The 25,151-nt window shown below is 51.1% G+C and carries 29 protein-coding genes; 13 read left to right on the top strand and 16 right to left on the bottom strand.

The annotated features are described in order from the left end of the window. The first annotated feature begins 19 nt into the window (after positions 1-19). The 10 genes from kdsD (at position 20) to npr (ending at position 7,064) form a co-directional block, all read left to right on the top strand. Positions 20-1,006, top strand: coding sequence for an arabinose-5-phosphate isomerase KdsD (kdsD, locus tag IEV89_RS18970; protein ID WP_188475076.1), 987 nt, complete (start codon positions 20-22; stop codon positions 1,004-1,006). Between the two features lie 16 nt (positions 1,007-1,022). Beyond that, entirely contained in the window at positions 1,023-1,589 is a 567-nt protein-coding gene (gene kdsC, locus IEV89_RS18965; RefSeq protein WP_188475075.1) for a 3-deoxy-manno-octulosonate-8-phosphatase KdsC, read from the top strand. Further along, the gene (gene lptC / locus IEV89_RS18960) at positions 1,586-2,155 is read left to right on the top strand and encodes an LPS export ABC transporter periplasmic protein LptC (RefSeq protein WP_188475074.1); all 570 of its coding nucleotides are present in this window, start codon (positions 1,586-1,588) and stop codon (positions 2,153-2,155) included. Before kdsC ends, lptC begins: the two co-directional genes overlap by 4 nt. Next, on the top strand, positions 2,133-2,699 hold the full coding sequence (gene lptA / locus IEV89_RS18955; RefSeq protein ID WP_188475073.1) for a lipopolysaccharide ABC transporter substrate-binding protein LptA: 567 nt from the start codon (positions 2,133-2,135) through the stop codon (positions 2,697-2,699). Before lptC ends, lptA begins: the two co-directional genes overlap by 23 nt. 6 nt (positions 2,700-2,705) lie before the next feature. Beyond that, positions 2,706-3,431, top strand: a complete 726-nt coding sequence (gene lptB, locus IEV89_RS18950) for an LPS export ABC transporter ATP-binding protein (protein ID WP_188475072.1) — start codon at positions 2,706-2,708, stop codon at positions 3,429-3,431. Between the two features lie 36 nt (positions 3,432-3,467). After that, on the top strand, positions 3,468-4,901 hold the full coding sequence (gene rpoN / locus IEV89_RS18945; RefSeq protein WP_188475071.1) for an RNA polymerase factor sigma-54: 1,434 nt from the start codon (positions 3,468-3,470) through the stop codon (positions 4,899-4,901). 23 nt (positions 4,902-4,924) lie between these two features. Further along, positions 4,925-5,212 (top strand): ribosome hibernation promoting factor, encoded by a 288-nt coding sequence (gene hpf / locus IEV89_RS18940; protein WP_188475070.1) that lies wholly within the window; start codon positions 4,925-4,927, stop codon positions 5,210-5,212. Positions 5,213-5,320: 108 nt separating this feature from the next. Next, the gene (ptsN, locus tag IEV89_RS18935) at positions 5,321-5,791 is read left to right on the top strand and encodes a PTS IIA-like nitrogen regulatory protein PtsN (RefSeq protein WP_188475069.1); all 471 of its coding nucleotides are present in this window, start codon (positions 5,321-5,323) and stop codon (positions 5,789-5,791) included. A 149-nt stretch (positions 5,792-5,940) separates the two neighbouring features. Further along, positions 5,941-6,795, top strand: a complete 855-nt coding sequence (rapZ, locus tag IEV89_RS18930; RefSeq protein ID WP_188475068.1) for an RNase adapter RapZ — start codon at positions 5,941-5,943, stop codon at positions 6,793-6,795. Then, a complete protein-coding gene (npr, locus tag IEV89_RS18925; RefSeq protein WP_188475067.1) occupies positions 6,792-7,064 on the top strand; it encodes a PTS phosphocarrier protein NPr in 273 nt (90 codons plus the stop codon). Before rapZ ends, npr begins: the two co-directional genes overlap by 4 nt. 129 nt (positions 7,065-7,193) lie before the next feature. On the opposite strand, the gene IEV89_RS18920 is transcribed toward npr, so the two are convergent. From IEV89_RS18920 to IEV89_RS18880, 9 genes are all read right to left on the bottom strand, one after another. Further along, positions 7,194-9,113: a BglG family transcription antiterminator gene (locus tag IEV89_RS18920; protein ID WP_188475066.1), complete on the bottom strand. Its 1,920-nt coding sequence runs from the start codon at positions 9,111-9,113 to the stop codon at positions 7,194-7,196. 104 nt (positions 9,114-9,217) lie between these two features. Further along, positions 9,218-9,958: a 2-dehydro-3-deoxy-phosphogluconate aldolase gene (gene dagF / locus IEV89_RS18915; RefSeq protein WP_188475065.1), complete on the bottom strand. Its 741-nt coding sequence runs from the start codon at positions 9,956-9,958 to the stop codon at positions 9,218-9,220. After that, a complete protein-coding gene (locus IEV89_RS18910) occupies positions 9,955-11,082 on the bottom strand; it encodes a DgaE family pyridoxal phosphate-dependent ammonia lyase (protein WP_188475093.1) in 1,128 nt (375 codons plus the stop codon). The genes dagF and IEV89_RS18910 overlap by 4 nt, the downstream gene beginning before the upstream one ends. Continuing rightward, positions 11,066-12,205, bottom strand: a complete 1,140-nt coding sequence (locus tag IEV89_RS18905) for an amidohydrolase/deacetylase family metallohydrolase (protein WP_188475064.1) — start codon at positions 12,203-12,205, stop codon at positions 11,066-11,068. Before IEV89_RS18905 ends, IEV89_RS18910 begins: the two co-directional genes overlap by 17 nt. Before the next feature lie 123 nt (positions 12,206-12,328). After that, a complete protein-coding gene (locus tag IEV89_RS18900) occupies positions 12,329-12,976 on the bottom strand; it encodes a DUF4310 family protein (RefSeq protein WP_188475092.1) in 648 nt (215 codons plus the stop codon). Between the two features lie 33 nt (positions 12,977-13,009). Further along, positions 13,010-13,786 (bottom strand): DUF4311 domain-containing protein, encoded by a 777-nt coding sequence (locus IEV89_RS18895; RefSeq protein ID WP_188475063.1) that lies wholly within the window; start codon positions 13,784-13,786, stop codon positions 13,010-13,012. Between the two features lie 116 nt (positions 13,787-13,902). Further along, positions 13,903-14,199, bottom strand: coding sequence for a DUF4312 family protein (locus IEV89_RS18890; RefSeq protein ID WP_188475062.1), 297 nt, complete (start codon positions 14,197-14,199; stop codon positions 13,903-13,905). Then, a complete protein-coding gene (locus IEV89_RS18885) occupies positions 14,199-14,564 on the bottom strand; it encodes a glycine-rich SFCGS family protein (RefSeq protein ID WP_140472361.1) in 366 nt (121 codons plus the stop codon). The genes IEV89_RS18890 and IEV89_RS18885 overlap by 1 nt, the downstream gene beginning before the upstream one ends. A 39-nt stretch (positions 14,565-14,603) precedes the next feature. Then, positions 14,604-14,951 carry a PRD domain-containing protein gene (locus IEV89_RS18880; RefSeq protein ID WP_188475061.1) on the bottom strand — a complete coding sequence of 116 codons (348 nt, stop codon included), beginning with the start codon at positions 14,949-14,951 and terminating at the stop codon, positions 14,604-14,606. Positions 14,952-15,353: 402 nt separating this feature from the next. Here IEV89_RS18880 and rnk point away from each other — a divergent pair, with 402 nt between their 5' ends. Then, positions 15,354-15,764: a nucleoside diphosphate kinase regulator gene (rnk, locus tag IEV89_RS18875; RefSeq protein ID WP_188475060.1), complete on the top strand. Its 411-nt coding sequence runs from the start codon at positions 15,354-15,356 to the stop codon at positions 15,762-15,764. 58 nt (positions 15,765-15,822) lie between these two features. Here the strand turns inward: rnk and cybC are convergent, their stop codons facing one another. Together cybC and pmbA are read right to left on the bottom strand one after the other, a co-directional pair. Continuing rightward, a complete protein-coding gene (gene cybC, locus IEV89_RS18870; protein ID WP_188475059.1) occupies positions 15,823-16,209 on the bottom strand; it encodes a cytochrome b562 in 387 nt (128 codons plus the stop codon). A 167-nt stretch (positions 16,210-16,376) separates the two neighbouring features. Beyond that, complete coding sequence (gene pmbA, locus IEV89_RS18865; protein ID WP_188475058.1) at positions 16,377-17,717, bottom strand: metalloprotease PmbA; 1,341 nt, start codon at positions 17,715-17,717, stop codon at positions 16,377-16,379. Between the two features lie 218 nt (positions 17,718-17,935). On the opposite strand from pmbA, the gene yjgA reads away from it, so the two are divergent. Next, positions 17,936-18,487 (top strand): ribosome biogenesis factor YjgA, encoded by a 552-nt coding sequence (gene yjgA / locus IEV89_RS18860; protein ID WP_188475057.1) that lies wholly within the window; start codon positions 17,936-17,938, stop codon positions 18,485-18,487. 69 nt (positions 18,488-18,556) lie between these two features. On the opposite strand, the gene IEV89_RS18855 is transcribed toward yjgA, so the two are convergent. The 4 genes from IEV89_RS18855 to aaeX form a co-directional block, all read right to left on the bottom strand. Beyond that, positions 18,557-18,853 carry a barstar family protein gene (locus IEV89_RS18855; RefSeq protein WP_188475056.1) on the bottom strand — a complete coding sequence of 99 codons (297 nt, stop codon included), beginning with the start codon at positions 18,851-18,853 and terminating at the stop codon, positions 18,557-18,559. A 389-nt stretch (positions 18,854-19,242) separates the two neighbouring features. Beyond that, positions 19,243-21,198 carry a p-hydroxybenzoic acid efflux pump subunit AaeB gene (gene aaeB, locus IEV89_RS18850; protein WP_188475055.1) on the bottom strand — a complete coding sequence of 652 codons (1,956 nt, stop codon included), beginning with the start codon at positions 21,196-21,198 and terminating at the stop codon, positions 19,243-19,245. A gap of 9 nt (positions 21,199-21,207) precedes the next feature. Further along, positions 21,208-22,119, bottom strand: coding sequence for a p-hydroxybenzoic acid efflux pump subunit AaeA (aaeA, locus tag IEV89_RS18845; RefSeq protein ID WP_373283419.1), 912 nt, complete (start codon positions 22,117-22,119; stop codon positions 21,208-21,210). A gap of 31 nt (positions 22,120-22,150) precedes the next feature. Beyond that, complete coding sequence (aaeX, locus tag IEV89_RS18840; RefSeq protein ID WP_188475053.1) at positions 22,151-22,354, bottom strand: p-hydroxybenzoic acid efflux pump operon protein AaeX; 204 nt, start codon at positions 22,352-22,354, stop codon at positions 22,151-22,153. Positions 22,355-22,621: 267 nt separating this feature from the next. Between aaeX and aaeR the strand changes: the two genes are divergently transcribed. Further along, positions 22,622-23,563 (top strand): HTH-type transcriptional activator AaeR, encoded by a 942-nt coding sequence (gene aaeR / locus IEV89_RS18835; RefSeq protein ID WP_188475052.1) that lies wholly within the window; start codon positions 22,622-22,624, stop codon positions 23,561-23,563. A 46-nt stretch (positions 23,564-23,609) separates the two neighbouring features. On the opposite strand, the gene tldD is transcribed toward aaeR, so the two are convergent. Further along, positions 23,610-25,055, bottom strand: coding sequence for a metalloprotease TldD (tldD, locus tag IEV89_RS18830; protein ID WP_188475051.1), 1,446 nt, complete (start codon positions 25,053-25,055; stop codon positions 23,610-23,612). Between the last annotated feature and the right edge of the window lie 96 nt (positions 25,056-25,151).

Raw genomic sequence — 25,151 nt, 5'->3', positions numbered from 1 at the left:
ACCCCATCAGGAAGAGATCATGGGAAATGTGGAACCAGAAGAACGATTTGATTTCCAGTCTGCAGGAAAAGCCGTACTGAAGAGCGAACGTGAGGGACTGGAGCAGCTCGATCAATACATTAACGACGACTTTACCCGCGCATGTGAAAAGATGTTCGCTTGCGTCGGTAAAATAGTGGTGATGGGCATGGGGAAGTCAGGCCATGTTGGCCGAAAAATGGCGGCGACCTTTGCCAGCACGGGAACACCGGCGTTCTTTGTTCATCCGGGTGAAGCCAGCCATGGCGATCTTGGAATGGTATCTAAACAAGACATTGTGATACTTATCTCCAATTCTGGTGAGTCGCACGAAATCTTGGCCTTGATCCCGGTATTAAAGCGACTGGCGATCACCATGATTTGCCTGACGGCAAATCCGGACAGTTCAATGGGAAAAGCGGCAGATGTACATATTTGCGTCCGCGTTCCGCAGGAAGCCTGCCCGCTAGGGCTGGCACCGACCACCAGCACCACGGCGGCAATGGTGATGGGTGACGCGCTGGCCGTGGCGCTTTTGCAGGCACGCGGTTTTACCGCCGAAGACTTCGCCCTTTCTCACCCTGGTGGAGCACTTGGCCGCAAGCTTCTGCTGCGCGTCAGCGATATCATGCACAGTGGTGGCGAAATTCCGCACGTCAGCCGCGACGCGTCATTGCGTGATGCCTTGCTTGAGATCACCCGTAAAAACATGGGGATGACCGTCATTTGTGATGACCTGATGAAAATCCAGGGCATTTTTACCGATGGGGACTTACGCCGAATCTTCGATATGGGCGTCAATATTAACGAAGCGTCCATCGCTGACGTCATGACCACCGGTGGAATTCGCGTTCGTCCGACACTGCTGGCGGTTGATGCCCTGAATCTAATGCAGGATCGCCACATTACCTGTGTCATGGTTGCAGATGGCGACCAATTGTTGGGTGTGGTACATATGCACGACATGCTGCGCGCTGGCGTAGTTTAATTGAGGAATGTCCTGAATGAGTAATAGCGCAGCCAAGGTGGATACCTGCTATGGTCCGGTCAGTATAGAAGTACTGGAACGGGCAAAGGCCATTCGCCTGCTGATTTGTGACGTTGACGGTGTCATGTCTGATGGTCTGATTTATATGGGAAATCAGGGCGAAGAGTTGAAAAGTTTCAACGTCCGCGACGGTTACGGTATACGTTGCCTGCTGACATCTGATATTGAGGTAGCGATTATTACCGGCAGAAGCGCAAAATTGTTGGAAGATCGTGCTAATACACTGGGCATTCGCCACCTTTATCAGGGGCAATCAGATAAGCTTTTGGCCTTCCGCGAACTGTTGGATACACTGTCTTTAACTGCCAGCCAAGTCGCTTATATTGGTGATGACCTGATTGACTGGCCAGTCATGGCTGAAGTGGGTTTGTCGGTTGCGGTGAATGACGCACATCCGATACTGCTGCCCAAAGTGCACTATGTCACGCAAATCCGCGGCGGACGCGGCGCAGTGCGTGAATTATGCGACCTTATTCTGCTTGCGCAGGGTAAGCTTGATGACGCCAAAGGGCTGTCAATATGAACAAACCAAAACTTTGGATAACGATCCTGCTGGCCGTGCTGGCATTAGCCCTGATTGGCTGGTCTCTCTCGGACTCAGATAATCCGGCACCGTCAGCGACTAACAATCAGGATCCGACCTATCAGAGCCAGCACACGGTCACTGTGGTATACAACCCGTTGGGTAGCCTGAATTACAAACTGGTCTCTGAACAAGTTGAATATTTCGCCGCCGACCAGTTGACCTGGTTTACTAAACCCGTGATGACCATGTACGACAAAGACAAAATTCCTGTCTGGACCGTACGCTCAGATCGCGCCAAGATGACCAATGATAAAATGCTCTATTTGTACGGGCACGTTCAGGTAGACAGCCTAACGCCGGATACGTCACAGTTGCAGCGCATCATAACGGACAATGCTTCTGTCAACCTGGTCACACAAGACGTAGCTTCAGATGATGAAGTGACACTTTACGGCACAGGATTTACATCTAACGGCATGAAAATGCGTGGAAATCTGCGTAATAAAACCGCAGAGCTGATCGAAAAGGTAAAGACCACTTATGAAATCCCAAGCAAAAAATAGAATCCGTAATGTCCTGATCACCAGCTCTCTGCTCGCCGTCAGCATTCCAGCATTTGCGCTGAAAGATGACACGACTAAGCCGATCACCATCAACTCGGTCAATCAGGCGCTTGATGTCAACACTAACACCGCAACATTCACCGGCAACGTCATAGTCAATCAGGGATCAATTCAGGTCAAAGCCGACAAAGTCGTGGTTATCCGACCTAAAGGCGAGTCGGGTAAAGAAGTGGTTGAAGGTTACGGTAACCCGGTGACGTTCTATCAGATGCAGGACAACGGCAAACCGATCAGCGGCCATGCATCAAAAGTACGCTACGAAGTCGCCACCGACCTGGTGACTCTGACTGGCAATGCTTACCTTGAACAACAAGACAGTAATGTGAAAGGCGACCGTATTACCTATCTGGTGCAAAAACAGCAGATGGAAGCCTTCAGCGACAGTAAAGGCGGCCGGGTGACCACCGTTCTGGTCCCTACGCAGTTACAGGATAAAAAGCAGCCGGCAACTGCCCCCGCGGCGCAGACGAAAAAGAGTAAGTGACAATTTATGGCAACGTTAATCGCAGAAAATCTGGCTAAGGCCTACAAGAACCGCAAAGTGGTTGAAGATGTCAGTCTGGCCGTCAACTCCGGCGAAATTGTCGGGCTACTGGGCCCAAACGGCGCGGGTAAGACCACCACGTTTTATATGGTTGTGGGCATTGTCCAGCGCGATGCAGGCCGCATCATTGTCGATGATGAAGACATTAGCCTTTTGCCGCTGCATACCCGCGCCCGTCGTGGCATTGGCTATCTGCCGCAGGAAGCCTCGATCTTCCGCCGCCTCAGCGTATTCAACAACCTGATGGCGGTGCTTGAGATCCGCGAAGACCTGAATAAAGAGCAGCGTAACGACCGAGCCAACGAACTAATGGAAGAGTTCCATATCTCCCATCTGCGCGACAACCTCGGCCAGTCTTTGTCCGGTGGTGAACGCCGCCGTGTGGAGATAGCTCGTGCGCTGGCCGCCAACCCTAAATTTATTCTTCTGGATGAACCTTTTGCCGGTGTTGACCCCATTTCAGTTATCGATATCAAAAAGATCATTGAACATCTGCGTGACAGCGGCCTCGGCGTACTGATCACCGATCACAACGTGCGTGAAACGCTCGACGTATGTGAACGTGCTTATATTGTCAGTCAGGGGAAACTCATCGCCCATGGCACACCGACTGAAATTCTGGCAGATGAACAAGTTAAACGTGTTTATCTCGGTGAAGAGTTCCGTCTGTAAATCACGCCGTATCAGTTCAGGATATAAAGCCAAGATATGAAGCAAGGTTTGCAGCTACGATTCAGCCAGCAATTGGCCATGACACCTCAGTTACAGCAAGCGATTCGCCTGTTGCAACTGTCGACGCTTGAACTCCAACAGGAGATCCAACTCGCGCTGGAAAGCAATCCGCTGTTAGAGCAAACCGACTTACATGAAGAGATCGATTCAGTAGAAACTACGGATAGCGAAGGTCTTGATACCCGTGAAGCTCTTGAGCAAAAAGACATGCCCGAAGAGCTGCCGCTAGACGCAACATGGGACGAGATTTACACAGCCGGAACGCCGTCCGGTACGGGTAATGATTACAGCGACGACGAACTGCCCATCTATCAGGGCGAAACAACCCAGACACTGCAGGATTACCTGATGTGGCAGGTGGAATTAACCCCCTTCACCGAAACCGACGCCGCCATCGCGACGTCAATCGTCGATGCCGTGGATGACACCGGCTATCTCACCGTGTCTCTGGAAGACATTCTGGAGAGCATGGGCGACGATGACGTCACCATGGAGGAAGTGGAAGCCGTACTCAAGCGCGTTCAACGCTTTGACCCGGTGGGCGTGGCAGCAAAAGACCTGCGCGACTGCCTGTTAATTCAACTTTCGCAATATGTACCAGAAACGACGTTTCTGGTCGAAGCCAAACTGATTGTCAGCGAACATCTGGATCTGCTGGCCAATCATGATTTCCGCGCTCTGATGCGATCGACCCGGCTAAAAGAAGATATACTCAAAGGAGCGATGCAGTTGATCCAGTCGCTGGATCCTCGCCCCGGACAATCTATCAACACCGGGGAATCAGAGTACGTGATCCCTGACGTCTTGGTCCGTAAAGTGTCAGACATCTGGACCGTGGAACTCAATTCCGACAGTATTCCGCGCCTGAAGATCAACCAACAGTATGCCGCGATGGGCAATTCTGTACGTAATGACAGCGACGGCCAGTTTATTCGCAGCAATTTGCAGGAAGCAAAATGGTTGATAAAAAGTCTGGAAAGTCGCAATGAGACGCTGCTCAAAGTGACCCGTTGCATCGTCGAACAGCAGCAGGCTTTCTTTGATTTAGGCGAAGAATTTATGAAACCGATGGTTCTGGCGGATATCGCCAGAGCGGTCGAAATGCACGAATCGACCATCTCGCGCGTGACCACACAGAAGTTTTTGCACAGTCCGCGCGGTATTTTCGAGCTAAAATATTTCTTCTCTAGCCACGTCAATACTGACAGCGGTGGCGAGGCATCGTCGACCGCTATACGGGCGCTAGTGAGGAAATTGATCGCGGCGGAAAATCCCGTCAAACCGTTAAGCGACAGCAAGTTAGCTACCTTGCTTTCCGATCAGGGGATCATGGTGGCCCGTCGTACTGTTGCTAAATACCGAGAGTCTTTGTCCATCCCGCCATCAAACCAACGTAAACAGTTAGTTTGACCTCAACTGAGAAGGAAGACATTATGCAGCTCAACATTACCGGACATCACGTCGAAATCACGGAACCCATGAGAGAATTTGTCTCATCGAAGTTTGCCAAACTTGAGCAATACTTTGATCGAATCAATCAGGTATACGTGGTGCTCAGCGTTGAAAAAGTGCAGAAAGTGGCTGAGGCCACACTGCATGTGAATGGAGGCGAGTTGCACGCCACCTCGGAACATCAGGATATGTATGCGGCCATCGACGGTCTGGTTGATAAACTAGCCCGTCAGCTCAATAAGCATAAAGATAAACTGAAACAGCACTGACACTTACGTAGCCTCTCGCGCTACGGACGTTGTGAGTATCGGCTCGTGGCCCTCGGGAAACGAGCCGATGTTCTCATTAGGGTGAAAGAGCGCTAAAGTGAAGAAGAAATGATTAACGATATAGCTATGCAGTTAACGTCTGTCCTTAATGCCGAATGCACGAAAAGCGGCGTTCACTGCGCCAGTAAAAAACGCGCGCTGGAAATCATCAGCGAACTTGCCGCCAAACAGCTCAATTTGGCGCCGCAGGTCATTTTCGATGCCATTCTCACCCGCGAAAGAATGGGCAGCACAGGTATTGGTGCAGGCATTGCTATTCCACACGGTAAACTGGAAGAGGATACGCTGCGCGCTGTCGGTGTGTTTATTAAACTGGAACAACCTATCGCCTTCGATGCCATTGATAACCAGCCGGTTGATCTGCTTTTTGCCTTGCTGGTCCCGGCCGATCAATGTAAAACCCACTTACACACCTTGTCTTTGGTCGCCAAAAAACTGGCTGACAAAACCGTCTGTCGCCGTCTGCGTGGCGCACAAAGCGACGAAGAGCTGTTTCGGATCATGACCGAAAGTGAATAATGACAAGACGACAATTAACGGCTCAAGTGGAAGGATTGCGTTCGTCTGGTGAACATTCATTGTCAGCGGCCCAATTTTTCCACTGTCATGGTTCCCGGTGAAAACCGGGGTCGTACATTCTAGACACTGAATTGCAGGGGAGTGAAAACATGGTGCTGATGATTGTCAGCGGCCGTTCCGGTTCTGGAAAATCGGTTGCCTTGCGGGCACTTGAAGACATGGGTTTTTACTGTGTGGACAACCTGCCGGTGGTCTTACTGCCTCAGCTTGCCCAAACCCTCGCCGAACGTAATATGTCGGCTGCGGTCAGCATTGACGTGCGTAACATGCCGGAAAACCCGGAAATTTTTGAACACGCGATGAGCCAGTTGCCGGCGAGCTTTTCTCCACAACTCCTGTTTCTCGATGCCGATCGCAATACGTTAATACGTCGTTACAGTGACACCCGTCGCCTGCATCCTCTTTCCACTAAAAATCTTTCGCTCGAAAGTGCCATCGATGAAGAAGCTGACCTGCTTGAACCTTTACGTTCATCCGCCGATCTCATTATCGATACGTCAGAAATGTCAGTACATGAACTGGCTGAAATGCTGCGAACCCGCCTGTTGGGCAAACGTGAGCGCGAACTGACGATGGTGTTCGAGTCATTCGGCTATAAGCACGGCATTCCTATTGATGCCGACTACGTCTTTGATGTACGTTTCTTACCGAACCCACACTGGGATCCCAAACTACGCCCGATGACCGGCCTGGATAAACCCGTGGCGGCGTTCCTTGACCGCCACACCGAAGTGCATAACTTCATTTATCAGACGCGTAGCTACCTGGAACTGTGGCTGCCAATGCTGGAAACCAATAACCGCAGTTATCTGACCGTCGCCATCGGTTGTACTGGCGGCAAACACCGCTCGGTGTATATTGCAGAACAATTGGCCGACTACTTTCGTTCACGCGGGAAGAATGTGCAATCCCGTCATCGCACGCTGGAAAAACGCAAAACATGACAGTTAAACAAACGGTAGAAATCAAAAACCGGCTGGGTATGCACGCACGCCCTGCGATGAAATTGTTTGAGTTGGTGCAAAGCTTTGAGTCAGAAGTGATGTTGCGCAATGACGCAGGCATTGAAGCGGAAGCCAGCAGCGTGATTGCGCTACTGATGCTGGACTCACCGAAAGGACAGCAGATAGAAATTGAAGCCACTGGACCCGATGAAGCCCAGGCGCTGGAAGCGGTCCTCAACCTGATTAACTCCGGCTTTGATGAAGATTGATCATTAAATAATGAGTAACGTCATGTGGTTGCTTATTCCCAGGGAGAAAGCTTCGGGAAGATAACCTGGCCGTTTTATAATACGCAACAACACAGACTTGCAGTAAAACTCATTAATTTTTAAAGCCGTTTAAATTCGGCTCAGACAGTCGATGGCGATTGCCTTGAAACTGCCAAAATTTTCACTACTCAATAAACGGCTCATCGACCTCTCCCGCACAAATGTCACGAACAGATCGTAAATCGCCATTGCCTCTTCGTAATCTGTTTTACTGATTGCCAGCAGGAAGATCACGTGGGCGGTTTGCCCTTCACCCCATTCGATCCCCTGCGGCGACAGCAGCGTTATTACCACGGTCTTCTTGGCCAGCAAACCGAGCGAATGCGGCAACGCGATACCTTCCCCCAACATGGTCGAGACAATCTCTTCACGCTCTACCACGGAAGGATAAAATTCGGCATCGACATAGCCTTCCTCTTCCAGTTGGCTGCACACTTTATGAAACAGCTGCGCCTGGGTCATCGGTTCATTGATGATCATAAAATGTTTTTCGTCGAAGAACTTCTCCAGCATGTAGGGCCGAGTGCGGTCTACTAACACCAGTTTCCCTAGCTGTTCCATCTGGTACTCCGTCGGGAAAGGTGACAGCACTATCACGGGTTTGTTTTTCTCACTGATGCGTGCGTTGGAGATAATGAAGTCTTCGTCGACATGTTCGAGTCTCTCGTAATCACGCAGCGACACCACCTGTGTCACCACCAGTTGTGGGTATTTACGACTGATCTGGGCCTGAATCATGCGAATAGTCGAGTTGCCGGTATCGCACACCAGCATGACCTGAGGATGGCGCTGGTAGCCAATGTTGTAATGCCGCTCCAATCCCACACCGATGTGCAGCACCAAAAAGCCGATCTCGTTCTCACTGAGTGTATACGGTGTGTATTTCCCCCAACTGGAGACCGCGGCCAGCGTCACGTCGTAAGCCATCGGATAGTGCTGCTTGATATTACCCAGCAAAGGATTAGGAATATTGATCTGATATTTAACCCGAGTGATCATGGTTTTAATGTGGGTGAGTAGATCGGCTCGTAGCTGTTTATCAGCTTGTAAATCATAATTATAGTGCGCATTGATGTACGAAAGGATGTAGTCCACCAGCGATTCATCGTCGTCGGCATTAATGTCGGTAGGCAAAATGTTCTGTATCCGCCGCGCCGCAATATTAACCCGTAAATAAGCTTCTTCCGCCGCTGGGATCTCTTTGCCCACCAGTGACTTCAGCTCAGCCGCCAGCCGAACGGACACCTGTCGCACCGCCGGATCCCCCTCTTCCGCCTCAAAATCAGTCAGCGGGTTGCCTCCGGCAATGCGTTTGACTGCCACCGCGCAGTAAAGGATCAGATACTGCTCGCCTTCATCAGTCAGTTGGATCGAAGACTGGGACAGCAACTGATGCATAAAATGGGTCAGCGGTACCAGTGCTTCACGCTCCAGACTTTCCGTTTTCAGCAGCGGGTTAGTCTGCTCTTCGCCATCTAGCTGAAACAGTAAATCGGTCAGACAAGCGCGGATCGTCAGTTCAGCGCCGAACAACTTCATACCGTAACGCGGTTTGGTTTCAATGTTCAGATGATAGTGCGCCAGACGTTCTCTGACCTCAGCCATATCATTTTGCAGGGTTCCCCGGCTGACAAACCATTCATCGGCCAGATCTTCCAGCTTGAGTGAGAAAGCTGAGGTCAAAAAACGTATTAGCAGGTAATTCACTCGCTCAGGGGCAGTACGTGGAGTTGGGCTGATGCGGCGGTTATTGGTCTCTTTCAGGGCGGAGAACAGCATTGGATCATCAATTTTCAGCTGATACCCGCTACCGCGGTTGTGCACAAACGACGCACCATACTGATCCATGATCTCATTAAGCGCCGTAATGTCCGCCCGCACCGTGCGTGTCGAGACGTCCAGGCGTTTCGCCAGTTCTTCCTGCGGCAGGGTTTCGGCCTGTAGCGCATCAAACAAGTGGGCCAGTCGTTGATAGGGAAATCTCACCATAATCCTTCCAGGGCCTCGGTTTTATCTGCGCCGCCTCAACAGGGCTGGCGCAGAATATTTAACAGCGCAGACAGCTCACCGCGCGAAAGGAAATGTTGCTTATCTCAACCTATCAGCTTTTTAACGCTGGCCAGCAGAGTTCTGACATCATCAGGACGGGTGTTACCACTATTGCTGTCAATAATTGAGCTATAGATGTGGGGAATGATTTTACTGACGCCAGCTTCCAGCGCGATTTCCATCAGCGGCTCGAAGTTTTCCAAATCGATTCCACCGGTCGGCTCCAACCAGAAGTCATGCTCCGCACAGGCACGTGCCACGGCGGCATATTCATCGCGAGTTTTCAGGCCGCCCATAGGGAAATATTTTACTGAGCTGCCGCCCATATCTTTCAGTAGCGCAATGGCGGTTTCTACCGGCACCACAGCATCAGTGAAAGTGGCGCTCAACGGCCCGGTATTGATTTTAACCCAGCCGACTTTACCGGTGGGCGAGATCAGTCCGTTAACGATACTGTCACTCTGACCAAGCAATGCGCGGCTGGTCCCGACACCGGTGAACACCTGATTCACATGCTGAGGCTGAACCTGCTGTGAGATCTGGCTGACCATCAACGACTGGCGTGGATCGCCAGCACCCAGGCCGATGGACAACGCGTTTTCAATCAGCACGGCGTACTCTTTCATATCCGCGACGGCGCTGGGTACATCCGCGTAATTTTTAGACAGCACCCCCACCAACACGTGCCCCTGTGCGGCGTCATAAATATCGCGGGCGTTATCTTTGGAACCCGCCAATACGTTCAGACACACGCGATCATGATAGAAATTTGGGGTCAGCTTCATGCTTTTTCTCCGCTGAAGAGTTGTTTAAAACGATCTGCGATGATAGCGAGTTGCGGCAGCGTCACGCTGCGCACATCGACTTCAATTTTGCCTTCGTTGGCACGGTAACCACGGAAGTAGATGGCAATCTGGCCATTTTTCATCGCATCGACAATGTCTTTAGTTTTCCAGCCCAATACCGCTTCATCAAAGGTGATTTCAGTACGCGCAATATCTCGCCCGGCGCTATCCCACACCACACGGCCACTGACACCGTTGATCTGGTTCAGGCTTTCAATAAAGGGTGTCATCTTATCGACCATTTCCTGGCCGGTGGTTTTCGGCAGGGTAACATAGCTTTCGATTGCCTGAGTTAAGCCGAGAATCCCCTCTTTACCCACTTTCATCGCCCGGCCAATACCGCCAGATTGCAGTTTCACCCACTCAACATACTGATGCTTACCCAGTACCAGTCCACTGGTCGGGCCTTCGATAGCTTTGGCACCGCTGTAGATCACCAAGTCAGCCCCCATGTTGTAATAACAGGTCAGATCTTCTTCGGCAGCAGCGTCGACGATCAGCGGAATGTTGTGTTCCCTCGCGACGGCAGCGGCTTCGCTAACCGACAGAATACTTTTCTGCACCGAATGATGTGACTTGATGTACAGAATGGCGGCGGTACGCGGAGTAATGCAGGCGGCAAGCTGAGCAGCCGAACATTCGTTGGCATAACCCGCTTCCACTACTTTGCCACCGCCCATCAGCACCATGGTCTGTACCGGCGCACCGTAGTTAACATTGTGGCCTTTCGGCAGCACGATGTCGTGCGGCAAGTCCAGTGGTGCGCCGTGCAGGTTTTCCAGTAGCCATGCATTGTCTTTCACAATCACAGCCGCGATGGATTGCGCAATACCGGCAGACGCGCAGGACACCACGACGGCATTTTCAACGCCGAGCAATTTAGCGATGTACGCGCCGGTTTTGTTCACTAAATCCTTCATTTCGAAGTAGTGATTCAGACCGGTATTAACCACATCGGCCACTTCTTCGCGCGGGGTAGAAACGCCCAGCGCCGTCATGCGGCCGGAAGCATTAATGACTTGTTTTAAATCGTACTTCTCATAAAGATTAGCATTTGAAGACATCATTTGATCTCCCTTCATCAGTGAATAGGGTTACGCCCGCCACCACAGCGGCCAATGGCACGAGATGATGCTCACCGGTCACTGAAAAGCCTTCAGAGTCAAGGAACACCTTCGGCGCATGTTGAAGTTCAAACAGCGTCAGGTCGGCGTCAGCGCCAACCTCCAGGCGCCCTTTGGACCGCAGGTGGAGCGCATCGGCAGCATTGCAGGTGACGCAATCAATCACCTGTTCCAGTGACATACCGACAGTAAAGAATTTGGACATCACCGCAGCCAGGCTATGAACTGGCCCGTTGATGCGGTTACGGCAATAGATATCAGAGCTGATGGTGTGCGGCGTAATGCCTTGCTGGATGGCGAGTTCTGCCACTTCAAAGCTGAAGCTGGCACTGCCATGGCCAACGTCGAGTAACACACCACGACTGAGTGCGCGTTTTATGGAGCCGCGTAGCACGCCTTCTGGCGATAAAATGCGGTTCGGTTTACCGTTGTAGCAATGAGTAATGATGTCGCCTGATGTCAGTAGATCCGCGATCTCATCGAGATCTGGCGGGTTATTACCGATGTGGACCATCAGCGGCAGACCCGCATTCTCCTGCTGAATTTCCTTGGCGACAACCAATGGCTTGATGCCATTCTGACCGACAACGCTGCTGCTCATGCGCGCTTTGATGCCGATGATAAAACCGGGGTTACGGGCGATAGCATCACGCACGCCAACCTTGTCAATTTGCGCCATATCCGCCAGCTCGTTTTGCGTCACAATACCGGTACGGGCAATATTGAGGAAAACAAAGACGTTGGTTTTTGCCTGACGAGTCTGCTGATAGAAATCATCGACATCATTGGCTCCGGTGCTTCCCGCATCAATGACCGTGGTGACGCCGCTTGCGATGCCGACTAAGTCAGGCTCGTCATGATAAATCGGCGATTTGATGTAACAGTGAACATGAGAGTCGATCCATCCGGCGCTGACGAAAACCTTGCCGTGCAAATCGAGAATGCGGTTGGCGGTCACGCTGGAGTCCAACGAACCGATAGCAGCGATTTTACCGCTGTGAATTGCAATATCAGTCAGGCTGCCGTCTGGGATTTTTGCCTGTCGGATGAGTAGATCATACATATGCCTTTCTCCGTAAACGTAGTGAAGTTACCGCGGTCACCCGCTCTTTTCTGCACCGTTTACTCTGCTAACGGGTGCCGGAGCAAACCTTCTCCAGCACCTGATTTACCTGGTTATTATCTGTTAAAGCACGACGGGGAAAATAGCACCAAGGATCATCGCACCAAGGATTGCGCCACCGGTGATCGGTTTCTGCCAGATGTAAAACACCAACGCACCGAGCAATGAGCCCAGACCGATAGGGATCGACGCGGCCATCGCAGCGAGGATAATCAACGGCCCAAGGAATCGACCAGAGGCATTACCTGCGCCCATCATCACATCAGCACCGTAGGTCGAGTTACTCTGATTGATAGTAAATTTACGTGCCAGAATAATGATATAACCTACCGCCAGACCGAGGATCAGCCCCGTGACCAGAGCCGCAGCGAAGTTGGCGACCGGGAAGATGATCCCAGCACCCAATAGCATCGCCGGAACCCCGAGGCCGATACCGGTCTGAATCGCGCCACCGATATCGAGTATCCCCACCAGCGAACCTTCGATAATTCGTGCGAACAGAAAGCTGGCACCGAAGGCCGCTACTGCACCGTAAACACCGGTATCCATGCCTGCGCGCAGCATTGAGACAAAGGCGACTTCGTTAAAAGCACCAATACCGTACAAGTAGTACATGTGCGTCCCTGCAAACACCCCGGACGAGAGTAATCCGACGAAAATCGGGAAGGACCACTCGGCGTACCAGAAACCACTTTTGGCTTGTTCTTCCATTGTCATGAGCTCCAGTTCTATTGATTCGCGAAGTTACTTGCCGCTAAGAGAGTTATGAATGCCATTCAGCCAGGTTGGGACGTCCAACATGAAGGATTGCAGTAGTTTCACATCGAAACCGCGGAAGAACCCGCTGAGCACGAACAGCGCAATGATAGCCGCCATCATCACTTTAGTGATGTGGTTCCAGCCGCCCTCTTCAACACCCTTACCGATCAGGATACCCAGCACCAAACCCGGTACGGCATTACCCATGATCATCTGCGCCAATCCGCCAAAAATGGTGGCCCAGAAACCAGAGCGACGCCCTGCATCAATCGCCGCCAGCCAAAAAATCACTGGCATCACGGTGTTAACCAACATGTTGGCTGCAGGTACCAGTACTTTCACCGCTGTCACCTGTAGTGATTCAGGTACAGCAGAAGCGGTCGTGTTCAGGAAAGCCACGACAATCATGCCGATCACTGCACCAGCGATCGCCATCTTGCGTGGATCATGCAGGGTTTCAGCGACGTTACGGTTTTTCACCATTATCGCGGCGGCAGCCCAGTGAGGAATAATGCGGTGGTCTACGTCTTGTGTGAACGAGCCTGCTGCCACAGAAGATGCCCAAGCGTTGAAGAAGAAGCCTAAACCGAACGAGAAATGCGAAGCCGGATCGCCTTCACAGGAATTTAACTCCCCGAGAGTACGAAAAGCCCCCATCCCTTGCACGTTTGGTGCGTGAAACATACGTGCAGCACCTGCACCTACGCCCACACCCACCAATCCCCCGATAATAAGCGACTTAAATAAAATAATTAGGAACATCAGTATATCCTTGTCATTTATATACCTTTCATCATGCAATTTCCGTGTTGGTGAAAATCGAATAATCTCGGGTATAGATTATATTTTTAGAGCCTATCCTCCGAAAAGGATGCCCCTTATTTAGTGACAAAAACAACCTTATCGGTATTAATTACCGTCAGATTGACGGTAATATCCAAGGCTACGTAATAACTTTTTCTTTCCCTGGACAGAAAAAAGAACAGGAATTTTTCTCTTTTTATTGTCTCCTCTGCCGTAATGACGTTGACGTCCTGCGGCTCAATGCGTAGCAGAATATTTTGAGTGGATTTAAGCACGTTCCGCTGTACCTGACTCAGTGCGGCAGAAAAAGCGGCAGATTTATTCTCGCCTTTCCCTTCAACCCGAACAGTCGTCGTTAATTGTTGTTTCATTACGGCTGACCAAATTTCTTGATATAAGCTTCTACCAGTCGTTGCCCAAGCTCTTCTTTGTCCATAAATCCGAAGCCTAATACATTACAGCCTTCATTAATTGCGGTGACACCCTCATCAACAGAGCGCATGCCGTATTTAGCTTTATATCCATATTTGGTTTGCGCAGTAATTGCGCCCGCGCCGCCACTGCCACAGAAAGAGATACCAAAGGTGGCATTTTCTGCTTTCATCACGTCGCCTAATTTCATGTCAGCGGCAACACCCGGCACCACGACAGCTCGGCCTCCCGCGGCTTCAACACCTGCGGCCACTTTCTGGCCTTTACCTAAACGATCGCCGATAACAACAGTAATTTGTCCCATGATCTCTTTCTCCAGATAAATTATTAAAAAGATAAATCGTTATGAATTATTGTCTTTAGCCACTTCGAAATGCACCGAGAGTAAATATGCCTCCTCAATCGGTAAATTCTCGAACAAGTCAACCACCTGTTCGGCCATTCGCATAGAATCTGCAGATATCTCGTCAAACAGTTCTTTATCAACTTCAGGTAATGGTTCTCCGGTAATAGAACGTAATACCATGGCCTTTACATGGGAAGTTAACATCTGCTGTTGGACAGCATTGGTATAAATATCTTCGGCATTTAACATTGCCTGAATATCTTTTAGTACTTTCTCTGTTGTTGCTTCTGCGTCTTCCAAACTGATTTTCCCTGCCGTATTAACAGATGCGGTTGCGTTGTTCACTCGCGATCACCTCTTTCCTTACCATGCGATGCCAAAAATCATCTGTCTTTACCCTAACCCTAAGACCCTTTTCTGTGTAGTCGGTTTTTTTCCAGTTCGAACTGGAAATGCGATGACCTAAGTGGATCACATCCTCAAAACCGAGATTAATCTGGAGATATGACGGCCACGATGGCAGGTACTCAGAGTATTTCATTGGTAATAGGAATTTTAGCAGCACCGAATGAAGAGAACGGCGCTTCCATTTTCGGCAATCTCCGCCTAGTATCAAAGGATAGAAAATAAAAACACCAACACCCCTGCGCTGATGCGCGGGGGTGTTGCTTTTTAACAACTGGCAACCCTGCCGCCCCTACGCCATCCATGTGGATGGCGAGATAGAAGGAAATTAGGAAAAATGATATGAGCAAACCGACCCTGACCATCAATGAGCTTGATGCAGAACGTTTAGACACCCTCTTGGCGAAGCCGATGTATGCCAACAACCCGGTTGCAGAGGCCCTAAACGAAGAACTGGATCGCGCTGAAATCCTGCCGCCGCAGGACATGCCTGCCGACGTCGTGACGATGAACAGCAAGGTACGCTTTACGGAAGGCAAAGAAGGCGAAGAACATATTCGCACGCTGGTATACCCGGCTGCACTGAAGGACACTGACCAGCAGTTATCCGTGATGGCACCGCTCGGCGCGGCACTGCTTGGCCTGCGCGTCGGTAGCATCATTACCTGGACGATGCCTAACGGCAAAGAGAGCCGGATTGAAGTGCTTGAGTTATTGTTCCAGCCCGAAGCCAGTGGGGAGTTGCGAGGTTAATATAGGTTTGGTAAGGGCTCAGCATGCTGAGCCCTTCATACTTCAGAGGCCAAAAAGCTTACTTAAATTTCTTGTGATTCTCATTGCGGGTCGCTTTAAAGCCCTGGGCTTCTTTCTTCGCCTCATCCATCTTACCGGCTTTAGCCAACTCGGACGCTTTGTCGATCTGACCGATTAACGTATCCATACCTTTACGGTAATCCTGCATTTGCGGGCTATTAGCATCCTGACCTTTCAGCTTCGCCGGTGTGGCTTTTCTCGCATCCTGAGCCGCCGCTTTCATGTTAGAAAGACCTGCGGTGAAGTCGTTGGCATTGTCTGCTTTCAGTACTTTGCCGTAGTTATCGGCAATCGTGCCCATATCCGTTTCTAAATCTGCCGCGACTGCGGCCATGCTACTGCCTAACATTGCTACCACTGCTAACGCTATCAATTGTTTACGCATAATTATTCTCGCTTATTTTAACTTTTATTAGATCAAACGACATGGCTTGTAAGACTTACTAAAAATAGGCTGATAGAGGAGAAACTGGCACGACTTTTTTGTAAAGATAAGTCTGGAATATACGCAGCGGCCGGGCAGCCACTGCGCATAGGATAAACGAAGAAGAATTACTCGCCAGCAATTTTCATTTGTGGCAGGAGTACCGAACCACACTGAATGTTGCTGCGGGTTTCGATATCACTACCAATGCTAACCATATTGCGCCACATATCTTTCAGATTACCGGCGATGGTGATTTCACTGACCGGATACTGAATCTCACCATTTTCCACCCAGAAACCGGATGCTCCGCGAGAATAATCCCCTGTCACGCCGCTGACGCCCTGGCCCATCAATTCAGTTACCACTAAACCTTTGTCCATCTTGCGCAGCATCCCCGCGAAATCTTCACCCTGGCCGGCAATACGCCAGTTGTGGATGCCGCCTGCGTGACCGGTGGTTTGCAAGCCAAGTTTGCGGGCGGAGTAACTGGTCATCAGCCAATTCTGTAATACGCCATCTTTGATGATGTCACGGCGCTCGGTGCGCACGCCTTCACTGTCGAATGGGGTCGATGCCAAACCCTGTAACAAATGCGGATGCTCTTCGATGGTTAACCATTCGGGAAGGATCTGTTTGCCGAGGCTATCAAGCAGGAATGAAGATTTCCGGTAAATGCTGCCACCGCTGATAGCGCCGACCAGATGACCGAATAAACCGGTTGCCACTTCGGCAGCAAACAGGACCGGCGCGTGCATCGTCGGTAATTTACGTGGAGAAAGGCGCGACAGCGTGCGGCGGGCACATTCCGCCCCCACCCACTCAGGATTGGCCAGGTCATTCATACTGCGAGCGATGGTATAAGCGTAATCGCGTTCCATATCACCGTCATGCTCAGCGATAACCGAGGCAGAAATAGAGTGGCGAGTAGAACAGTAGCTTTGCAGCATGCCGTGGCTGTTGCCGAACACGCGGATACCATAATGGCTATTGAAGCTCCCACCTTCACTGTTGGTGATGCGTTTATCGGCTGCCAGTGCCGCCTGCTCAGCACGCGCAGCCAACTCGATACCGCGATCGGCGTCAAGTTCGGTCGGGTGGAACAGGTCAAGATCCGGTGCATCAAACGCCAGCATCTCACGATCGGCGACACCGGCAAACGGATCTGGCGAGGTAAAACGGGCGATATCGAGCGCAGCCTGCACGGTACGCGAGATTGCATCGGCACTGAGATCGGTTGAGGATGCACTGCCTTTGCGGTTCTGATAATAAACTGTAATACCGAGTGCACCATCGCTATTGAACTCAATATTTTCGACCTCGCCAAAGCGGGTGCTGATCCCAATACCGGTGGTTTTACTGACCGCCACTTCAGCCGCATCTGAACCTGCTTTCGCCAATTCCAGAGCCTGAGCTACGGCCTGTTCCAGAGTCTTACGCTGTTGTGCAACTTGATTGACTACGTTCATCAGCCTGCCATCACTTATGAGAAAAAAGGGGTGTTGTTGCCACTGAGTCTAACAGAGAGCGGAGGGAATTTCGCACTCAGGCCAGCCCTATACGGCTTAATCTGCAACAGAACATGGAGGATTACCGCATAACCATGCATAATGCCGCCATGCAATAAAGCACAATCAAGCTGACAGGAATATCCCAACGGCTATTCCCGGGAAAGAGAAAGCGCCCCATGACAAAGAAAATTGACGACTGGTCCGATGATGTTCCGGAAAACGAGAACGAAGAAGATGATGAGATCATTTGGGTCAGTAAAAGTGAAATTAAACGTGACGCCGAAACCCTGAAAGATCTGGGTCAGGAGATGGTCGACTTAGGCAAGAACTCGCTGGATAAACTGCCGCTGGACGAAGATTTGCGTGACGCAATCAATCTGGCGCAGAAGATCAAAAAAGAGGGCCGCCGCCGTCAGATGCAACTGATCGGTAAAATGCTACGCTCGCGCGATGTCGAACCTATCACCACAGCGCTGGACAAACTGAAGAATCGTCACAACCAGCAGGTTTCGCTGTTCCATAAATTGGAAGTGCTGCGTGACCGTCTGGTGGAAGAAGGAGATGACGTGATCCCTTCCGTGCTGGAGCTCTATCCCGATGCCGATCGCCAGCAGTTGCGTGCGCTGATCCGCAATGCCCAAAAAGAGAAGGCGACCAATAAGCCGCCGAAGTCCTATCGTCAGATTTTTCAATATCTGCGCGAGCTGGCCGAAACCAAAGATATGTGATCCACGGTTCCCAGTGAATGACAGCAGCCACCGTGGCACACTACGGTGGTTTTTGTTTTTCAGGACAGGTTAAGCTTGCTGCTTATATCCGGCCGGTTTTTCAAGTAGGTTAAAACGCAATCCACCGTCCAGTTCCTCTTCTGCTTCCTCAAACAGCAAAATCAGCGCTCCAAAGCGCCGTTTTCGCGCTGCTGAAAGATTGGCAAAATCTATTTCCACCGGCAGTTTTATTCCACCGGTGACTTCATCCCAAAGCGCATCCAGATTGGCACCAAAGCTTTCACTCAGCGCAAACTGACGTGCGAACTCGCCATAAAAGGTGGCTAAATCCGGGATGTCATTAAAATCGAAGACCACTTTACTCATCGAATTCACTCCACCCGAACACGTTGTCTGTTGTGTTGGCCATCACTGGCGAAAAGTACCCGGTCTGTGCCGCGGCGGCCGTCACTCATCAAGGCCAGTTCTGCGGTCAACACCGCCATTGTAACGGCGGATTGTTTCGCCAGCACGACAACGGGAAAAAACCCGCGCGTTCTTTTACCCATGAAATAATGCCGCCATTGGCATACTCCGCCTCTTTGCTAAACCATTGCAGGCAGCGGATGGCGAAAGAATAGTTATGTATCCAATACCTTAAGTATAGCGGCTAAAATCGGGGGCTGAACACTTACCGCACAGCATGCTCATCGCCATTTAGACAAAAAAAACCGCTGCCTTGAATGACAACGGTTTTTTTCGCACAGCCTTTACAGTCAGGCTAAGAAGGCGTGCTGATACTTTTTCAACATCTCAGTCAGCCGTTTTACCGGTTCGGTCACTTTGGGTGGCGCATTGTATTCGACCAGTTTTTGCTGGTACTCATTCAGTTCTGCAAGCAGCCGCTGATAGTAGTATGGGCGCTTGCTGTCGCCCGCAGAAACCACGTGGTCTGCAGTATTACGGATCTTTTTATGGAACGTCGAAAGCTCCTCACTGACCGGAATTTCCGCCATTTTCATCCGCTGGTGAGCGATGATCAGCATCAATGCTAACCGGTATTTGCCGATATCATTCGGGAACATTACCAATAACTGGTTGAGCTGATGGTAAAGCGCAGGCAGATGGTTTTCACGGCGGCGATACACCTTGGTGGTCAGTGCCGACACCGCACTACTCATAAAACGGTTGAGCAGCGTACGGCCGGTCCTTTCGCGCGAATTGTCGCGGATCAACAACAGCACAACCAACGCAATCATGGTCCCAATGGCCTGACCGGTGGCGCTGTCGAGAAAAGCGGCCACATTGAATTTCATCGGATTACTGAGCACCAAAATATTGATTGTCCCAACCAGTAGCCCGAGCATTCCAAGGCGTCGCTTGGTCACCTCAATGCCGATAAAGAAGGTGAATATCCCCAACGATAGACACAACAGAAACAGACTTTGCTGAGTCGCTGGCATAATCAGCATGAAGTACACCGAGCCGACCGGAATGGCCAGCAGCATCCCGACGATAAAATCAGTCGCCATACCTTTGGGATTGGGCGTACGCATCGCCAATGAAGTCACCACTGCGATGATAACCACGCAGCCACTGCCAGAGGTCCAACCGGTCCACAGCCACAATAGACAACCGGCCGCACTGGCAACAAAAGTTCGCAGTCCGTTGATCATGGCGTGATGCCGCTCAGCTGAAGCCGGTTTCACCACGACTTCACTGTTAAGAATGTTACTTTCCACACTACTGATACTGCAGTTGGTTTGAATACCTTTTGCCAGGAGCAGCGCCCGCGTCCCACCGCCGATCCATGAGCTGATTGTCAGCAAAATCTCGTCGCTGCGCGTTGAGGAGATCGCCTGACGCAGCTGTTTCATACGCCGATGGACCTCAATTGGCGTTTCTGCCGGTTCGGCAAACAGTTCCTCAATATTGGATGTAATACGATCGGGTGAAGTTTGCAAGATAAGGTAGGTTTCACAAGCTTGCGTGATCATACTCAGCGATGTGCTGTGCAGTGCTTTCAGCCGCTCATTAACACGCTGCCAACGTGACGACTCCATAATCAGGCTTCTGCGCATACCGTTAAGTGCCGTGGTGCTCTTAATCAGATTGCTCCACGATTTATCAATATCTTCCTTTTCGCCCTGATTGACGCACAACCGCATCAGAGCGAACTGGTCGAGCAGTAACTGACTGACCGAACGGTCAACATCAGATTTGATCGACCGTGGCGAAAACAACAGGTCAGCGACAACGGCACAGCAGATCCCCAATACAATCTCGCTGCACCGCTCGACGGCAAACTGCGGTGTCTGCAGTGGCGTACTGGCGGAAGTCACCACGATAATTAGCGCGGTATAACCAGCCAACCCCAAGGCATAAGAGTTTTCAACCCGGACCAGTGAAGACCACCAGGTACAGACGCCAGCCCAGATGCAGCATAAAAGTAACATCACTACCGGCGCACGAGCGGTGGCGACGATGATCACTAACGCAGCGATACACCCGATGAAGGTACCGATAACACGCAGAAGACCACGATGACGGATAGCACCGGCAAAAGGCTCACCGCCAGCGGCCATCGCGGGGCCAGAGACCACAATCGCAGCCGTCATCGCTGACCAGCGCGGTGTTTCCAAATGAAAATAGAAACCGAGGATCAGCGCGCCGAGGATAGCGAATGTCAGCTTGCAGCCGAATCTGACGCGCGAAATGAGTTGGCTGTTCATGTTGATCTCTTAGCCGAATTCACGCAGACGGCGCAACAGTCGGGTAAATCCTGACTGATGTTCATGCTGTCTGTCGTGATCCCCGGTGATCACCACGGTCGCCGTGGTGCCCGCAGGATACGGGTGCTGCTGGTCTACGTCATCCAGGGTGATTTTCACCGGCACACGTTGTGCCAGTCTTACCCATTCAAGATTACTGTCGATGGTTGCAAGGCCATTGGTGGCGGCTGAAGAAGAGCTATTGGTTACCGCAGCGGCAATGCTGTCGACCGAGCCATGCATAATGCGGTTACTGCCCAGTGGTGTGATTTCCGCCCGGTCACCTTTCTTCAGACCTGACAGTTTGGTTTCTTCCAGATACGCCAGAATATAAAAAGTGTTTTTCTTCACCAGTGCGACGGCGGTCGAACCGCGATTGATATAGTTTCCAGGGTGCACATTAAGGTTGGTCACCCAGCCTTCAGCAGGCGCGGTTACCACGGTACGCTGGAGATCAAGCTCCGCCAGATCGCGTGCAGCCAGGGACTTCGCCAGTTGATGCTGTGTGGTTTGCAATACGTTATTAGCCTGATCAATTTCTTCCTGCGACATGGCCTGCACGCCAAGTTTTTCACGACGTCGCGCTTCGCGTTTTTTCTCCGCAGCGAGTGCCTGGTAGTAAGCAACATCAGCATTGGCTTCATCCAAAGCCTGTTGATAGCGCGGCTGATCAATCTTGAACAGGATCTGGCCCTTTTTCACCAGTTGGTTATCAACGATAGGCACATCAGTGACAAGACCCGTGACATCCGGGGCGATAGAGACCACATCAGCACTGAATTTCGCATCGCGAGTCCAGGGTGATTCGGTATAGAACGCCCATGCCTGGAAGATAGCGACGACAGCGAGGGCGACAAGGATTAACGTTATTGCGTAACGCATTATTTTTATAGAAAAATTTTTCACGACACCCTCAGATGAAGAAGCAAGAAATCAAGTAAAACACACAGCAAAACAGGGCTGTATTAAATAACGCCGGATGCCAGACAACGTCGTAAATCCCGGTAGGCTGTAATAGACGCCGCAACAGGAAAAAGATCACCAGCGCCAGCAGGATTTCAAAAAATACCGGAGGAAACGACAATCCGAAAATCACCATAACCGGAAGCAAACTCATGCATAATTCCTTAATGTAGCGCAGCGGAAAATCGCCCCTCACCACGTCCGCGCATGATTTATTATTTTAGACAATATCGTCTCATTCTGAGAGCCAGAAGAGGGTAAAAGACACCATGGATTTGCCAGGGAAGTGTGCGAAGGTAAGTAGCGATACCGCCAGTCAATACTGAAACTGGGGTTTATTACCTAGAAGGGTATATTAGCGTGCTTATTATCAAGTTATCAACATTCTGTGACCACAATCACTTTTAAGCCAGAGTTAACAATGGACCGATTAAAACGCATGTCGATTTACGCTCAGGTGGTGGAGAGTGGTTCTTTTACCGCTGCTGCACGTCGCCTCGACCTGAGCGTTTCCGCCATCAGCCAGACTGTTTCAAAGCTAGAAAATGACTTACAAGTCAAATTGTTAAACCGAAGCACCCGCAGCATTGGCCTGACCGAGGCCGGTAAAATATATTATCAGGGATGCCTGAAAATGCTGCAGGAGGTACGCGAGGTGCATGAACAATTATATGCCTTCAACAACACGCCAACCGGCACATTACGCATCGGTAGTTCATCCACAATGGCACAAAACGTATTAGCCGCGATGACCGCCGAGATGCTGGTTGAGTATCCTGGACTGAAAGTTAATCTGGTTACCGGCATTCCGGCGCCGGATCTGATTGCCGATGGCCTCGACGTGGTGATCCGCGTTGGTGCGCTCCAGGACTCCAGTTTGTTCTCCAGGCGGTTGGGGTCAATGCCTATGGTGGTCTGCGCCGCGCGCAGCTATCTGAGCCAACACGGCACACCTGACAAACCAGCCGATATGGTCAACTTCTCATGGCTGGAATACAGCGTGCGACCCGACAGAGATTTTGAGTTAATCGCACCGGAAGGTATTACGACACGCATTACGCCACACGGACGTTTCGTCACCAATGATTCGCAGACCTTAATTCGCTGGCTGAAAGCTGGAGTCGGCATCGCGCATGTGCCGCTAATGTGGATCATTGACGAAATCAACGCCGGAGACGTGGAGATCCTGTTCGGCAATTATCAGTCCGACCCACGTCCGGTGTATGCGCTCTATACCGAAAAAGACAAAATACCGCTGAAAGTGCAGGTGTGTATTAACTATCTGACAGAATATTTTAAACAGGTTGGGAAAGTTTATCAGGGGTATAGGCAAGGGACGATGGGGCCGAAATCATCAAAATAAAACGGGAACCCTGAGGTTCCCGTCAACGTCGATGAAAAAACGATGATTACGCGCTGCCACCCACGGTAATATTATCCAGCTTCAGCGTTGGCTGGCCGACGCCGACTGGTAGGCTCTGCCCCTCTTTTCCACAGACACCGACGCCTTTATCAAGCGCCAGATCGTTGCCGACCATGGAGATCTGCTGCATGGCTTCGATGCCTGAACCTATCAGTGTCGCGCCTTTGACTGGTTTGGTGATGCGACCTTTTTCGATCAAATAAGCTTCAGTGGTTGAGAAAACGAATTTTCCGGAGGTAATGTCTACCTGTCCACCACCAAAGTTTGGCGCATACAAGCCGTATTCGACGCTGCTGATGATCTCTTCCGGTGTGGATTTTCCCGCCAGCATGTAAGTGTTGGTCATCCGCGGCATCGGCAGATGCGCGTAGGATTCTCGGCGGCCGTTTCCGGTGGGTGGCACACCCATCAGACGCGCGTTTAGTTTGTCCTGCATGTAACCTTTCAGCACGCCGTTTTCGATCAGTACGTTGTACTGACCCGGTACGCCTTCATCATCAATGGCGAGCGATCCACGACGTCCTGGCATGGTGCCATCATCCACCACGGTACAAAGCTCCGATGCCACTAACTGGCCCATCTGACCGCTGAACATCGAGGTACCACGACGGTTAAAATCGCCTTCCAGACCGTGACCTACCGCTTCATGCAGCAGAACACCGGGCCAACCCGCCCCCAACACCACAGGCATTCCACCTGCCGGAGCCGCGACCGCACTCAGGTTAAGCAGTGCCATGCGCACCGCATCACGCGCGTAGGCCTCCGCACGCACTTCACCATCAACGCTTTCGAGGAAGTAGTCGTAACCAAAACGTCCGCCGCCACCGCTTGAGCCACGCTCACGGCGGCCATCATCTTCCACCAGCACGCTGACGGACAACCGCACCAACGGACGAATATCTGCCGCCAGCGTACCGTCAGTGGCCGCAACCAGTACACTTTCATACACGCCAGTGATGCTGGCACTGACTTCCTGCACCCGCTTGTCAGTTGCTCGTGCCACGCGATCAACACAATGCAGCAATTCAATTTTCGCTTCACGTGAAAGGCTTTGAAGTGGATCGAGGATCGTGTAAAGCGCCTGATAGCCAATTTCGCCCAGCGTATGGACTTTACCGTTACCTTGTTCACGTACAATGCTGCGCGCTGCTGAGGCACTTTGATTCAAAGCATTCAGGGTGATTTGGTCTGCATACGCGAAACCGGTTTTCTCGCCGCTGACGGCACGAACGCCTACACCTTGATCAATATTGTAAGAGCCATCTTTGATGATGCTGTCTTCAATCACCCAGGACTCGTGGAAACTGGATTGAAAAAAGAGATCTGCATAGTCGAGACGGCGTTCAGCCAGTTGACCTAACACAGCAAACAGGTCTTGATGACTCAGATTATTAGCGGTTAGTAACCGCTCACTGACTAAGGCCAAACTCATAAGTTCTTCACTCTCTTTGGGGATGAATTGTTCTGGCCGGAAGATTCGTCATTCCAGGCCAGACAATATAATCGTAACACGGGATATACATAGCCA

It is taken from the genome of Hafnia psychrotolerans (assembly GCF_014639435.1).
Classification (GTDB): Bacteria; Pseudomonadota; Gammaproteobacteria; order Enterobacterales; family Enterobacteriaceae; genus Ewingella; species Ewingella psychrotolerans.
Note: the sequence above shows the minus strand (reverse complement) of the source record. Positions and strands in the feature narration are given on the sequence as shown.